Source organism: Micromonospora citrea (genome assembly GCF_900090315.1).
GTDB lineage: Bacteria > Actinomycetota > Actinomycetes > Mycobacteriales > Micromonosporaceae > Micromonospora > Micromonospora citrea.
In genome coordinates this window covers 6582782-6597783 of the sequence record NZ_FMHZ01000002.1, presented here as the reverse complement: position 1 = coordinate 6597783, position 15002 = coordinate 6582782, and the positions used below count along the sequence as shown (strand labels likewise).

Sequence of the window (15002 nt, the reverse complement as noted above, 5' to 3'; positions counted from 1 at the left end):
GACGTGACGCTCGGTCACGTAACGGGACCGGGCGACAACTTTCCGTTGTCGGCCACACATCCGGCCCGCCGCCGACGCCGACACGGACGGCCCGACCGATGTTTGCCCATCCTTTACAAACCTCGGCTTGCCGCCCAATTGCCGAACTGCCATACTCCCACCATCATGGCGGTCGATAGGGGGAGGCCGGCCAAGAGGGCTGGGTAATTATCGCTGGCGCCGGCGGGCTCCGACTCGGAGCCGCCAGCCGGTCAAGTCGGTCGATGACTACCCGCCAGCCCTCGATGGCGATCGATATAACCAAAACTTGGAATGGGTCGAGAATTGCCGGTCTCCGATTTCGTCGAGCTCCAGGGCCGCGCAGGGCGGGTGGCGCGTCCGGTGACGGCGGGCCGTCCGCCCCTTCGGAGGCCGCGTCGATGGAGCTGACCGAGCGGTCGTGCCAGCTCGACCTGCTGGAGCGCCGGCTCGCGGAACTGATCGCCACCGGCGGCACCCCCACCGGCCGGACCGTGACCGTGCTGGCCGGCCCGGTCGGCTCCGGCAAGACCGCGCTGTTGCAGACCTTCACCCGGCGGGCCATCGAGGCGGGGGCACGTGTCCTCGGCGCGAGCGCGTCCCGCGCCGAACGCTCCGTCCCGCTGGAGGTCGTCCGCCAACTCGTCCGGGTCGCGTCGGATCCCGAGGACCGGGCACGCTTCGGGCGACTGCTGGACGCGGGCTCTCTGGCCTGGGCCGACGTCGAGGGCGCCGACGACGAGGACACCGCTCGTCACACCGCCGCGATCGGCGGCGCGCTGCTCGAGCTGACCACGCGCGGCCCACTCGTCATCACCGTCGACGACGTCCACCACGCCGACGTGGCGTCGCTGCGGTGCCTCGACTACGTGGCCCGGCGGATCTCCGGCCTGCCCGTGCTCGTCCTGCTGACCGAGGCGCCGCGCACCAGGCCGTGGCGCCCCGAGGTCTACGCCGAGCTGCTGCAGCCCGCGCGGCTGCACCGCATCCGGCTCCCGCTGCTCACCGTGGAGGGAACGTTCCAGGTGCTCGCCCACCGCCTCGGCGTTCCCGTCGCCCGGACCATCGCCGAGGAGAGCCACCGGATCAGCGGCGGCAACCCGCTGCTGGTGCACGCGCTCGCCGACGACCAGGCCGTCGCACCCCGACCCGCGGACCGCCCCGTCGCCGGCGAGTCGTTCCGGGAGGCCGTGCTGAGCTGCCTGTACCGCTGCGACCACCTCGTGCTCGACGCCGCCCGGGTGCTCGCCGTGACCGGCGACCCCCCGCACGGCAGCCTGCTGCCCCAGCTCGTCGACGCCCGGTCGCGGTCCGCGCTGGGCGCCGTCGACTGCTCGACCAGCGCGGGGCTGGTCACCGAGGCGGGGCTGCGGCACCCGGCGGTGAGCCGGGCGGTGCTCGACGGGACGACCGCCGAGGAACGCGCCCGGCTGCACCTGGAGGCGGCCCGCCTGTTGCACGACGAGGGCGCGCCCCCCGCGCGGATCGCCCCGCACCTGGTGAATGTCGACGAGTTGACCGAGCCCTGGATGGCGCACAGCCTGCTGGACGCCGGCGAGCAGGCGTTGCTCGACGGCGAGGTGGAGACCGCCCTGGGATACCTGCGCCGGGCGAACCGGAGCTGCGCCGGTGACTGCCTGCGGGCACGGATCCGCTCCGCGCTGGCCCGCGCGGAGTGGCAGCTCGACCCGCAGGCCGCCGTCCCCCACCTGCTCGGCGTCGCCACCGCCGTACGCGCCGGCCACCTGGGCAGCCAGCAGGCGGCGGGGCCGATCCAGTACCTGCTCTGGCACGGCGAGATCGACAAGGCCGTCGAGCTGGTCCAGCACCTGAGCGACGGCGCCGACAGCGCCGACCCGCGTTCGGCGGCCGAACTGCTCGTCACCACCGGCTGGATGTCCACCCTCTATCCCGGGGTGTCGGTCGACCGTCCGAATCCCACCGCCGTCGCCCGCGACCCGCTCACGCTGGCCAAGGTCAAGCGCGGGCTCGAGGGAGCCTCCCTGTTGTCCGCCGTGCTGGAACGGGGCGACGCCACGGTGGTGGAGCAGGCCGAGCGGGCGCTGCACGCCGGCGGGCTGGACGACGAGCCCCGCGTGTGGTCGAGCGTCTGCGCCATCATCGCCATGATCTACGCCGACCGGCTGGACCTGGCCGGCGACTGGTGCGACCGGCTGGACCGCAACCCGGCCGCCCGGCGCTATCCCTCGCCGTCGGCGACCCTCGCGGCCCTCCGGGCGTCCGTCAGCGGACGTCTCGGCGACCTGCCGCGCGCGGAGCGGCTCGCCGACGAGGCGCTGCGCCAGCTCTCCCTGAAGGGTTGGGGAGTGGTGATCGGCATGCCACTCTCCATCCGCCTGCGGGCCCTCACCTTCATGAACGAACTCGACGCGGCGGCCGACTGCCTCCAGGTGCCGGTTCCGCCGGCGATGTTCGAGACCCCGATCGGGCTGCACTACCTCCACGCCCGCGGGACACACGCGCTCGCCGCGGGAAGCCCCGAGGACGCGCTGGCCGACTTCCAGCTCTGCGGGCAGTTGATGACCGCGTGGCGGCTGGACTTCTCGGCTCTCGTCCCGTGGCGTACCGAGTGCGCCCGGGCGCTGCTCCGGATGGGCCGCCGCCAACAGGCCCGGAAGCTGGTCCGGGAGGAGTTGGCCCGGCTGCGCCCCGTCCAGTTGCGCTATCGGGCCGCCGCCCTGCGGGTGCTGGCCTCCGCCGAGGACGGGCCGGACCGGATCACCCACCTGCGCAGCGCCGTGCGACTGCTGCGGCAGTGCGGCGACCGGATGGAGCTGGCGCACAACCTGACCGACCTCGGCCACGCCTATCAGCAGGCCGGCGACCGGCGGGAGGCCCGCGTCGCGGCCCGGGCCGCCCGGGCCCTCGCCGAGGAGTGCGGCATCCCCCTGCTGCGAGCCAGCACGGCCACCAGCGGCTCCGGTTCGGCCGAGGGCCCCGCCGGCACGGCCCTGGTGGTCGACGGCCTCAACGACGCGGAGTCCCAGGTGGCCGCCCTGGCCGCCCAGGGGCACACCAACCGCGAGATCGCCGAGAAGCTCTTCCTGACGGTCAGCACCATCGAGCAGCGGCTGACCCGGATCTACCGGAAGCTGCACGTCAACTCGCGCAACGAACTGGCCACCCGGCTGCGGCTGCACCGGCCCGGCGCGACCCTGCCGCACCCGCCGCCGCCGGGGCAGAGCGAACCGGGGGGCCGCCCGCCCGGGCCCCGGTTCCGCTGACGGTCGCCGCCGACCGCCGCCGGCGCGCCCGCCGTCCTCCCGCCGCCGGGTCCGCCCCCATGGCGCCGTCCCGCGCTCCCCCGCGGGACGGCGCCCTCCGCGCTCGCCCCGGCCAGCCTGAACGTCCCGCCGCGGCGGACCGCACGCCGCCCGCGCCCGTCCGCCGCCCGCGCCCGTCCGCCGCGGCAGAACCGTCCCGCCGCGACAGACCGCACGCCGCCCGCGCCCGCCTGCCGGCCGCACCGTCCCACCGCGGCGGACCGCACGCCGCCGGCGCCCGTCGACCGCCCACGCCCGCCTGCCGGCCGGCCTCGCCGTCCCGCCGCGACAGGGGCGGCCACCGTCGGCTGTTCGTCAGGTCACAGTCGGACGTTCGGGCCTGCGCCGGGACGCGCGGTGTGGCACCGTCGAGGCCTACCACCGACACCCGGTGTTCACCGCGTCGTCATCTCCGGCCGAACTCGACACCCCTTCCGGCCCCTGACGCAACCCCTAACGGCGAACAAGATCCGCAGGTTTGCGCGCGAAACGATGGGGTCAAGCGCCCGTTGTCGCACAACCCACCCGGTGCCAGACTCGCCACAGCACCCGAGACCGTCCGTCGAACGGCGCGGTGCGGCGAAGAATTTCCAGGTCCACCCGGCACGGCAGCCCGGTGCGCTCCACCCCTACCCGGTAGGCGCGGTGGAGGGGCTGACGTGTGGCGGAGGGGGCGGTGCCGGGCAGCGCCGGGGTTCCGGTTCCGCGCCGCGTACGAGAGGGGCTGACACGCGGGTGTTGGTGCAGCAGGAGGAGCAGACGTCCCGACTCCGGCGGGCGTTCCACGCGTGCGAGGAGCAGCAGCGTGGACACGTCGCGCTGGTCACCGGAGCGGTGGGGAGCGGCAAGACCAGCCTGTTGGAGGCGTTCAGCGAGTGGGCCGCCGCCACCGGAGGGCAGGTGATGAGCGCCGCGGGCTCCCGGGCGGAGCGGGGGCTCCACCTGGGCGTGATCGGGCAACTGTTCCACAGTGCACGGCTGGCGCCCGACGCGGCGGCCCGGGTCGAGCGGCTGCTGGGCGACGCCGCCCTCGCCACGTCCCTGCCCGAGCCCGGCGGTGAGGCCGTCGAGGGCGACCGGGCCTGGGCTCCCCTGCTGCACGGTCTCTTCGCCACGCTGCTCGACCTGACCGGCACCGGGCCCCTGGTCCTCGTCGTCGACGACGTGCACCACGCCGACCCGGCCTCGCTGCACTGCCTTCTCTACGTGACGCGCCGGCTGCGCCACGCCCGGATCATGGTGGTGCTGGCCGAGGCGTCGACGCTGCGCCCGCCGCACCCGTTGTTCCGGGCCGAGTTGCTCAGCCAGCCGCACTTCGCCCGGATCACCCTGACGCCGTTGACCGTGGACGCCGTCACCCGGCTCGTCGGCGGCGAGGCCGAGACCCCCGAGGCCCGGGAGACCGCCGAACGCTGCGTGGACATGACCGGCGGCAACCCGCTGCTCACCCGGGCGCTGCTCGAGGACGGCGCCGGCGGCGGGACGGCCGACGGCTGCGACCAGGCCGTCGGCGACGCGTTCGACCAGGCTGTGCTCGGCTGCCTCTACCGGCACGAGCCGGGGGTGCGCCGGGTGGCACAGGCGCTGGCGGTGCTCGACCGGCCGGCCCCGACCGAACTGCTCGGCCACCTCCTCGACGTGGCGCCCGAGTCCACCGCCCCGGCGGTGCGGGTGCTGCGCACCTCCGGCCTGATGGTGGCCGACCGCCTCCGCCACCCGCGCATCATGCACTCGATCCTCGGCGACATGTCGCCCGACGAACGACGCGCCCTGCACCAGCGGGCCGCCGAGGTGCTGCACGACCACGGCGCCGAGCCGAGCGTGGTGGCCGAGCACCTGGTCGCCGCCGGCTGGGCGGACGCGCCGTGGGTGGTGCCGGTGCTCCAGGACGCCGCCGGGCACGCCCTGGCCTCGGGCCGCCCCGACGTGGCCGCGGCCTGCCTGCGCCTGGTCTCCCGGGTGTGCGTGGACGAGCGGCAGCGCGCCGCCACCACCGAGATGCTGGTGAGCGCCCGCTGGCAGGTCAATCCGCTGGCCGTGAACGGGCAGCTCGGCGAGCTGGTCGAGGCGGCGCGGGCCGCCGGCTGGGCCGGCGACGTCGGCCTCTCCGCCGTGCCGTACCTGCTCTGGCAGGGCCGCGTCGAGGAGGCCACCGAGGCGGTCGGCGGCTTCTCCGCCGAGGACGAGCACGGCCCGGGCGGCGCGGGCGCGCGGCTGCGGATGATGCAGCTGCTGGTCGCCCTCTCCCACCCCGACCACCTGCCCGCCGTCCGGGAGACCCCGACCACGTGGAGCCGGGCGGCGAGCGCGCCGACCGGCGTCAGCCCGCTGCTGCAGGCGGTGACGGTGCTGCACACCGCGCTGACCCCGGCCGCGGAGAACGACACCGTGGCGACCGCCGAGCAGCTCCTCCAGCGCCACCACACGGACGACGGCTCGCTGGGCCTGCTGACCGCCCCCCTGCTGGCGCTGCTGTGGGCGGGCCGGTCCGACCGGGCCGCCGCCTGGGGGGACGTCCTGCTCGACCGCGCGGCCACCCGGCACGCGCCGGTGTGGCGGGCCGTCATCCGGGCCATCCGGGCCGAGGCGGCCCTGCGGGTCGGCGACCTGCCCGGCGCCGAGCATCACGCGCGCACGGCGTTGGAGGAGATCCCCGCCCCCGCCTGGGGCGTGGCGGTCGCGGGCCCGCTGGCCACTCTCATCGCCTGCGCGACCGAGTCGGTCCGGCTCTCCGAGGCCGACCGGTGGCTCGCCCACCCGGTTCCGCCCGGCATCTTCCGCACCCCCCTGGGCCTGCACTACCTGGCCGCCCGCGCCCGGCACCACCTGGCCGTACGGCGGCCCCACGCGGCGATCACCGACCTGCGGCGGTGCGGCGAGCTGATGCGCGCCTGGGGCATCGACGCGGCCGGACTGGTGCCGTGGCGGCTGGAGCTGGCCCGGGTGCAGCTCAGCGTCGGCAACAAGACGCAGGCCACCCAACTCCTCCAGGAGCAACTGCGGGTGCCGCACGGGGTCGACGACCGGACCCGGGGACGGACGCTGCGGCTGCTCGCCACCACGGCCGCCCCCGACCACCGCCGCAAGCTGCTCTCCGAGGCCGTCAGCCTGCTCCAGTCCAGCGGTGACCGGCTGGAGCTCGTCCGGGCCCTCGGCGACACCGGCCAGACGCTGCAGCGGGCCGGCGACTCCGCCCGCGCGCGGCTGCTCGTCCGCCGGGCCTACCAGCTCGCCCAGGACTGCGGCGCGTCGGTGCTGGCCCAGCGCCTCATCCGGCGGGAGCCGGGCACCGGGCTGCCGGCGTACCCGACGGCCGTCGAGATGCAGGAGCCGGACGACGGGCTCAGCGACGCCGAGCGCCGGGTGGCCGCGCTGGCCGCCCAGGGACACACCAACCGGCAGATCTCCAGCAAGCTGTTCATCACGGTGAGTACCGTCGAGCAGCACCTGACGCGGGTCTACCGCAAGCTCGACGTGAAGCGGCGCACCGACCTGCCGTCCCGGCTCGTCGCGTACGCCGAAGGGCTGGCCGAGGAGACGCAGGGCGCCGCCTCCTGACCCACGCCGAGGGGCGCCGCCTCCTGACTGACGCCGAAGGGGGCGCCGCGCGGATCACGCGGCGCCCCCTTCGGCGCGTACCGCCGCCGCTGGCTCGGCCGGCAGCAGCGCCGGCGGCCTCGACCCGGGCGCGCTGCCGGCGGCCCCGACCCGGGCGCGCTGCCGGCGGCCCCGACCCGGGCGCGCTGCCGGCGGCCTCGACCCGGGCGCGCGACACGAGACCGGCGGCGACCCCGCCGGTGCGCCGCATCCGCCGGCCGCTGATCGGCCCGCGCCCGGCGTCGTCGGCACCCGGCGCGAACGGCTCCCCCGCGTCCCGGCGACGGCGGGCACGCACAGCCCGTCCCCGCCCGGCAGGCGCGCGCACCCGGCGGGAAGGTCCCCGACGTCGACGGCGTCGGTGTGCTCGACGGCCGACGCCGTCGACGGCGAGCACCGCGCCACCCGACCGGCGCGGTCGGTACGGTCACGGGCCCCGGCGCGGCGAGGCACACGCCCACGCCCACGGCGTCGGCGCCCCCGAGGTCGACCGGCCGGCGGGGCCGACGTGGCAACACCCGCCGGGCCCGCCGCCATGGAGCGGCAGGTACCCGCCCGGCCCTCGGCCACGGTGGACACGAAGAGACCTCCGGGTGAGGCGCGGGCCTCGTCAGGCCCCACCTCACCCGGAGGTCTCCCACCACCGCACGGTTTCCGCCGGGTCGTCGGCGGAGGGCGACGGCTAGTCCATCGAGCGGCGCATGAAGCCGCGCATGCCGATGGCCGAGAACACCACGAAGACGCCGGTGAGGACGGTCATGCACAGCCAGAGCGGCACGGACTCGACCCCCGGCGGGGCGACCAGGGACCGGGTCGCCTCGCTGATGTAGGTGAGCGGGTTGAGCGCGCAGACCACCTGGTACCAGCGCAGCATGTCCAGGCCGAGCAGCGGGAACTGGGTCGCGCCGGTGAACATCAGCGGGGTCATCACGACGGTGAACATGATCTGGATGTGCTGCGTCGGCACCAGGGTGCCGAAGGTCAGGCCGACCGCCGCGCCGACCAGCGCGCCGATCGCCAGCACCCCGACCACCTTCAGCACCACGGCCCAGGGCCAGGTGACGCCGAGCATGAGCATGCCGACCGGGATCAGCACCACGCCGGCGATCAGCCCGCGGATGCCACCGAAGACGATCTTCTCCAGGGCCACCAGGGGGATCGCCATGGGCGACAGGAGGCGGTCCTCGATCTCGCGGGTGAAGGAGAAGTCCATCACCATCGGCAGCGCGGTGTTCTCCAGCCCGATCAGGAAGGCGTTGAGCGCGATGACGCCGGGCAGCAGCACGTTGGAGAAGTCGTCGCTGGCGTAGCCCAGGTCACCGAGCACCTTGCCGAAGATCAGCAGCATGAACAGCGGCTGGATGAAGACCTGAAGCAGGAAGCCCACCAGTTCCCGGCCGGTGACGAACAGGTCCCGCGAGAGCACCGCGCGGAACGTGGCGAACTGGTCCATCGCGCGTACCGGCGGCGGCGCCGCGGCCGTCGTGGGGGTGGCGGGGGCGGTGACGCTCACCGAAGTTCCCTTCCGGTCAGGTGGATGAAGACGTCTTCCAGGCTGGGCTGGCCGATGTTGAGATCGCGGACCTCGCAGCCCAGGTCGGCGAGGATCTTCAGCGCCATCGGGATGGCGTTGGCCGGCTGGGTGCCGGTGTAGACCCGGAAGGAGAGGGTGCCGTCGGATTCGGCGGGCGCCGGCGGGGGCGCCGGCATCGGCGGCATGCCGGGGAACGCCGGCGGCGCGGCGGCGGGGGCGCCCGGGCTCGCCTTGAAGTGCTCCACCCGCTCCACGTGCGGGATGGCGCCGAGCGCGGTCCGCACCTCCTCGGCGGGGGCGCCGGCGGCCACCACGAGGGTGAGCGTGCTGCTGCCCGGCAGGGTACGGGTCAGCGCGGCGGGGGTGTCCAGCGTGAGCAGCTTGCCGTGGTCGATGATGCCGACCCGGTCGCAGAGCTTCTCCGCCTCGTCCATGTCGTGGGTGGTGACCACCACGGTCACGCCGGCCCGCTTCAGCTCGGCGACCCGGTCGTGCACGAAGAGGCGGGACTGCGGGTCGAGGCCGCCGGAGGGCTCGTCGAGGAAGAGCACCCGGGGCGAGTGCATGAGCGCCCGCGCGATCATGGTGCGCTGGGCGAGGCCGCCGGAGAGGAAGTCGGTGCGGGAGTTCGCGAACTCCTTGAGCCCCATCTGCTCCAGCAGCTCGTCGGCGCGGCGGACGCGCTCGGCCCGGGGCACCCGGTGGTACGCCGCGTGGAACAGCAGGTTCTGCCGGACGGTCAGCGCCCGGTCCAGGTTGACCCGCTGCGGCACGACCGCCAGCAACTGCCGGGCGACGGCGGGAGCGCCGATCACGTCGGCGCCGCACACCTGGGCGCGCCCGGAGGTGGCCCGCACCCGCGTGGTCAGCACCCCGATCGTTGTCGTCTTGCCCGCGCCGTTCGGCCCGAGCAGACCGAAGACCTCACCGGCTGCGACGGAGAAACTCAGCCCGTCAACGGCCGGCGGCATGTTGGGCTGGTACTGCTTGACCAGCTCCGTGACCACCACTGCCTCGTCCACGTCGTCATGCTCCCGTCCTGTTCCTGCAATCCGATAGATGTGCGTGCGCCGATAGGGGGCGCTAGGGGCACGCCAGGGGCGGGCCGTCAGAGCCGCTGCCCGGTCAGCCACCGCTGCACCGTGCCGGCCAGCTCGGGCCCCCGGTCGGCGACCATGCTGAAGTGGTCGCCGGCCGCGTCCACCGCCTCGTGCGGGTACGGCCAGCGGGACCGCCAGCCGCCCTCCTCGCCGTCCCACTCCCCCAACGGCTCGCTGGCCCGGACCAGCAGCGTCGACGCCGCCATCGGGGCGGGCTGCCAGTCCAGGAACAGCGGCAGGTATCCGGCCCAGGCCGTCGTCCGCCAGTCGTCCATCGGCGTGTACGCGCTGTCCCGGTCGATCATCCCGTCGAGCAGTTGCGGCACCCACCGGCCGAGCACCTCGCTGTCGGCCGGGTAGGTGTCCATCAGCACGACCGCGGCCGGCGACCGGCCCTGCCGTTCCAGCTCGCCGGCGAGCAGGTTGGCCACCATCGCGCCGCCGGAGTGGCCGGCGAGCACGAACGGGCCGGAGCCGACCGCGCGCAGCACCGTGTCGGCGTGCACCCGCAGCAGCGCGCCGAGGTCGGCGGGCAGCTCCTCGCCCACCCCGAAGCCCGGGTTGGGCAGGGCCCAGACGTCGCGCATCCCCCGGAATCCGGAGGCGAGCCGGGCGTACTCGTGGGCCCCGGAGAGCAGCGACATGGTGCAGCAGCACACCAGCGGGGCCCCGGCGCCGCCCCGGGCCAGCCGGAGGATGCCGGCCGGGCGGGTGAGCTGTCCGGGCTCGCTGAAGCTGGGCCGGAACTGGGCGAGCTTGACCAGGAGTTCGGCGTACCCCGCCGGATCCTCGCGGGCCTTGGGCTGGTTGAACAGCCCGCCGAGCAGCCCGCCGCCGGCGCCTTCCGGTGCGGGCTCCCCGGCGGTGTCCGGGGCGGCCTCGGTCGCGTCGACGGTCTGGTCGAGCAGGTGGCGGGCCAGCGCCGTCGGGGTGGGGTGGTCGAAGAGCAGGGTGGCGGACAGCTCCGCACCGGTCTCCTGACGCAGCGCGTCCCGCAGCTCCAGCGCGGTCAGCGAGTCGAAGCCGAGCTCCAGGAAGTCGCGGTCGGCCTCGACCGCCCCGGGCGAGGCGTGCCCGAGCACGGTGGCCACGCGTGCCCGGACCAGGTCCAGCAGGATGCGGTGCCGGTCGACGGGTGAGGCCGCGGTCAACCGTTCCCGCAGCACCCGGGCGGGGTCGCCGGCCTCGACCGCCGGTGGGGCGTCCCGGTCCGCCGCGACCGCCTCGGGCACCCCGCGCAGCAGCGGGCTGGGCCGTACGGCGGTGAAGGCCGGCACGAACGCGGACCAGTCGAGGTCGGCGACCGCGATCTGGTCGTCGCCGCGGGCCAGGGCCAGTCGCAGCGCGGACAGGGCCACGTCGGTGGCGAGCGGGCGGACCCCGCGGCGGCGCATCTGCTCCGGTTCGGCGGCCTCGTCGGCCCAGGGCACCCAGGCGACGACGGTGGCCGCCCGGCCGGCGGCGCGGCGGCGCGCGGCCAGCGCCGCCAACCCCTCGCCGGCGGCGGCGGCGACCGCCGCGCCCCCGCCGCCCCAGACGGCGGCGGTGGAGGAGAAGACGACGAACTCGTCGATCTGCCGGTCGCCGCACGCCCGGTCGAGCAGTTCCACGGCGGCGGTGCGGGCGGCCACGGCGGCGGCCAGGTCGGCCGGCTCCAGGGCCGAGACCGGCTCGCCGGGGCCGTCGGAGTCGGCGACGTGCAGGACGGTGCGCACCTCGACGCCGTCGGCGGCGAGCGCGTCCAGCACGCCGGGCAGCCGGTCCAGGTCGTCGACGGCGGTGACGGCGGCGGCCAGCCCGGCGGGCGCGGCGGGACCGGCGAGCACGAGACGGGTCGCGCCCTGCCCGACGAGCCAGCGCAGCAGGTGCGGGGCGCGCGCCCCCGCCGCGCCGTGCACGAGGACCGCGCCCCGGGGCCGCCAGTCCCCGGCGGGGCCGGCCGGGGCGCGGCGCAGCCGCCGCGCGTACACCCCGCTCGATCGGACCGCGAGCTGGTCCTCGTCGCCGCCGGCCGCGACGAGGCGGGCGAGCGCCTCGAGGGCGGCGCCGTCGGGCCGCGCCGGCAGGTCGACCAGCCCGCCCCACAGCCGCGGCTGTTCCAACGCCAGCACCCGGCCCAGACCCCAGAGGTACGCGCCGGCGACGCCGGGCGCGGGGTCGTCCGCGTCGACGGCGACGGCGCCCCGGGTCACGGTCCACACCGGCCCGAGGCTCCCGGCGGCGGCCAGGGCACGCAGCAGCGCGGCGGTGCCGGCCAGCGCGGCGGTCCCGGTCGCCCCGGCCCTCACCGCCAGCAGCGAGACCACCGCCGACGGGCCGCCCCCGGCGGGCAGGGCCCGCGCGGCCTCGCCCGGGTCGTCGCCCACGGTCACGAGCACCGGGTCCAGGTTCGCCGCCCGCAGCGCGGCCAGCACCGCCGTGGCGTCGGTGTCGGCCTCGGCGACCACCAGGCAGGGGCCGGTCGGCGCGGCACCGGCCGGCGACGGGTCGACGAGGACCCAGTCGGTGCGGTACCGCAGACCGTCCAGCTCGGCACCGAGACGCCGGCGGCTCCGGTAGGCCGCGAGGGCGGGCAGCAGCGCCGTCAGCGAATCCTGCCCGTCGGTGTCCAGGCCGAGCACGTCGGCCAGCGCGGCGGGGCGCCCGGCCTGGACGGCGGACCAGAACTCGTCGTCCTCGCCCGCCGTGGCCGGCTGCCCGAGGTCGACCGTTGGCGGGTCCGGCCAGTACCGGTCGTGGTGGAAGGCGTAGGTGGGCAGCTCGATCCGGGCGGCGTCGCTGCCGGCGAACAGGGCCGGCCAGTCGACGCCGGCTCCCCGCAGGTCGACGGCGGCGAGCGCGCCGAGCAGGGTGGCCGGCTCCGGCTGGTCGCGGCGGCCGACGCACGCGAAGGCCGCCGGGTCGGCGTCGGGCAGGCACTCCCGGGCCATCGCGGTCAGCACCCCGTCGGGGCCGAGTTCCAGGAAGGTCGCCACCCCGGCGGCGGCGAGGGTGGCCACCGCGTCGTGGAAGCGGACGGTGTCGCGGACGTGGTCGACCCAGTAGCCCGGGTCGGTGGCCTCGGCGGCCGTCAGCGGAGCACCCGTACGGTCGGAGACGACCGGCAGGGCCGGCGGGTGCCAGGTGACCTTCTCCGCGACGACGCGGAAGTCGGCCAGCATGGCGTCCATCCGGGCGGAGTGGAAGGCGTGGCTGACGCGCAGCCGACGGGTCCGCCGGCCCTGGGCGGCCAGCCGCTCGCCGGCCGCCAGGACGGCGTCCTCGTCGCCGGAGAGCACCACCGACGACGGGCCGTTCACGGCGGCCAGCGCGACCCGGTCGCCGAGCAGCGCGGTCACCTCGGCCTCGGACGCCCCGACCGCCAGCATGGCCCCGCCGGCCGGCAGCGCCTGCATCAGCCGGCCCCGGGCGGCGACCAGCGCCGCCGCGTCCGCCAGCGACAGCACGCCGGCCACGTGCGCGGCGGCCAGCCCGCCGACCGAGTGGCCGAGCAGGTGCTGCGGGCGCAGCCCCCACGCGGTGACCAGCCGGTAGGCGGCCACCTCGTACGCGAACAGCGCCGGCTGGGTGAACTCGGTGCGGTCCAGCAGCTCCGCCCCGGGCGAGCCGGGGTCGGCGAGGACCACCTCCCGCAGCGGGCGGCTCAGGTGCTGGTCCAGCTCCGCGGCCACCTCGTCGAAGGCGGCCGCGAACACGGGGTACCGGCGGCGCAGTTCGGCGCCCATGCCGGGGCGCTGCGCGCCCTGACCGGTGAAGAGGAACGCCACCTTGCCGGCGGGGCGGGCCACCCCTCGCACCACGCCGGGCGCGGGCCGGTCCTCGGCGACCGCGCGCAGGCCGGCCAGCAGGGCGTCGGAGTCGTCGCCGGTCACCGCGGCCCGGTGCGGCAGCGCCGCCCGGGTGGTGACCAGCGAGTACGCCACGTCGGCCGGCGCCAGGTCGGGGTGGGCGGCGAGGTGGTCGAGCAGCCGCCGGGCCTGTCCGGCCAGGGCCGGCGCGGAGCGGGCCGAGACGAGCCACGGGGCGGGCGGGGCGGGTGCGCCGGCGGGCCGGGCGGCACCGGTGTCCGCCGCCGCAGCCTGCTCGATGATGACGTGCGCGTTGGTGCCGCTGATGCCGAACGCGGAGACCCCGGCCCGGCGCGGCTGCCCGGTCTCCGGCCAGGGCTGCGCCCCGGTCAGCAGGGACACCGCCCCGCAGCTCCAGTCGACGTGCGGGGTGGGCTCGTCGACGTGCAGGGTGGGCGGCAGCACCCCGTGCCGCATCGCCAGGACCATCTTCATCACCCCGGCGACGCCGGCGGCGGCCTGGGTGTGCCCGATGTTCGACTTGACCGAGCCGAGCCACAGCGGCCGGTCGGCGGGCCGGTCCTGGCCGTACGTGGCCAGCAGCGCCTGCGCCTCGATCGGGTCGCCGAGGGTGGTGCCGGTGCCGTGCGCCTCCACCGCGTCGACCTGGTCGGCGGTGAGTCCGGCGTTGGCGAGGGCCTGCCGGATGACCCGCCGCTGCGAGGGGCCGTTCGGGGCGGTCAGCCCGCTGCTCGCGCCGTCCTGGTTGACGGCGCTGCCGCGCACCACGGCGAGGATCGGGTGGCCGTTGCGGCGGGCGTCGGAGAGCCGCTCGACGAGCAGCATGCCGACGCCCTCGGACCAGCCGGTGCCGTCGGCGGCGGCGGCGAACGACTTGCACCGGCCGTCGGTGGACAGGCCGCGCTGCCGGGAGAACTCGACGAACACGGTCGGGGTCGCCATCACGGACACCCCGCCGGCCAGCGCCAGGGTGCACTCCCCCAGCCGCAGCGCCTGGCAGGCCAGGTGCAGCGCGACCAGCGACGACGAGCAGGCGGTGTCGACGGTGACCGCCGGCCCCTCCAGGCCCAGCGCGTACGAGATCCGGCCGCTGGCCACGGCGGCGGCGCTGCCGGTGCCGAGGTAGCCCTCGACGCCGCCGCTGACCCCGGTGAGCAGCGCCGCGTAGTCGCCCTGGCTGGTCGCCGCGTACACGCCGGTGGGCGCGCCGCGCAGCGTGGTCGGGTCGATGCCGGCCCGTTCGAACGCCTCCCAGGCGGCCTCCAGCAGCAGCCGCTGCTGCGGGTCCATGGCGAGGGCCTCGCGGGGACTGATGCCGAAGAACGCGGGATCGAAGTCCCCGGCGGAGTAGAGGAAGCCGCCCTCCCGCACGTACGACGTGCCCCGGCTGTCGGGGTCGGTGTCGTAGAGCGCGCCCAGGTTCCAGCCCCGGTCGGCGGGGAACGCCGACATCGCGTCGGTGCCCGCCGCGACGAGGTCCCACAGCTGCTCCGGGGAGCCGACGCCACCGGGGAACCGGCAGCTCATCCCGATGATCGCCACCGGTTCGCTGAGCGCGGCGGTGAGCTGCTGGTTCTGCTGCTTGAGCTTCTGGTTGTCGAGCAGGGCCGCGCGCAGCGCCTTGACGACCTCGTCCAGCGACACACTCATCGAAGGCTCC

5 protein-coding genes are annotated in these 15002 nt (G+C 76.1%); 2 read left to right on the top strand and 3 right to left on the bottom strand.

All coding sequences use genetic code 11. The features are described 5' to 3' along the window. The first annotated feature begins 419 nt into the window (after positions 1-419). Together GA0070606_RS29255 and GA0070606_RS29250 are read left to right on the top strand one after the other, a co-directional pair. Positions 420-3263, top strand: coding sequence for an AAA family ATPase (locus GA0070606_RS29255; RefSeq protein WP_091106426.1), 2844 nt, complete (start codon positions 420-422; stop codon positions 3261-3263). A gap of 774 nt (positions 3264-4037) precedes the next feature. Next, positions 4038-6860: a helix-turn-helix transcriptional regulator gene (locus GA0070606_RS29250; protein ID WP_091106425.1), complete on the top strand. Its 2823-nt coding sequence runs from the start codon at positions 4038-4040 to the stop codon at positions 6858-6860. Positions 6861-7581: 721 nt separating this feature from the next. On the opposite strand, the gene GA0070606_RS29245 is transcribed toward GA0070606_RS29250, so the two are convergent. The 3 genes from GA0070606_RS29245 to GA0070606_RS29235 all read right to left on the bottom strand — a co-directional run bounded on the left by GA0070606_RS29245 (position 7582) and on the right by GA0070606_RS29235 (position 14992). Continuing rightward, positions 7582-8412, bottom strand: coding sequence for an ABC transporter permease (locus tag GA0070606_RS29245; protein WP_091106424.1), 831 nt, complete (start codon positions 8410-8412; stop codon positions 7582-7584). Then, a complete protein-coding gene (locus GA0070606_RS29240; RefSeq protein ID WP_091106423.1) occupies positions 8409-9455 on the bottom strand; it encodes an ABC transporter ATP-binding protein in 1047 nt (348 codons plus the stop codon). Before GA0070606_RS29240 ends, GA0070606_RS29245 begins: the two co-directional genes overlap by 4 nt. 86 nt (positions 9456-9541) lie before the next feature. Further along, the gene (locus tag GA0070606_RS29235) at positions 9542-14992 is read right to left on the bottom strand and encodes a type I polyketide synthase (RefSeq protein WP_091106422.1); all 5451 of its coding nucleotides are present in this window, start codon (positions 14990-14992) and stop codon (positions 9542-9544) included. Positions 14993-15002 lie beyond the last annotated feature (10 nt).

Coding starts and splice junctions, on each gene's coding strand:
- GA0070606_RS29255 (WP_091106426.1), top strand. CDS start 420: ATGGAGCTGACCGAGCGGTCGTGCCAGCTCGACCTGCTGGAGCGCCGG.
- GA0070606_RS29235 (WP_091106422.1), bottom strand. CDS start 14,992: ATGAGTGTGTCGCTGGACGAGGTCGTCAAGGCGCTGCGCGCGGCCCTG.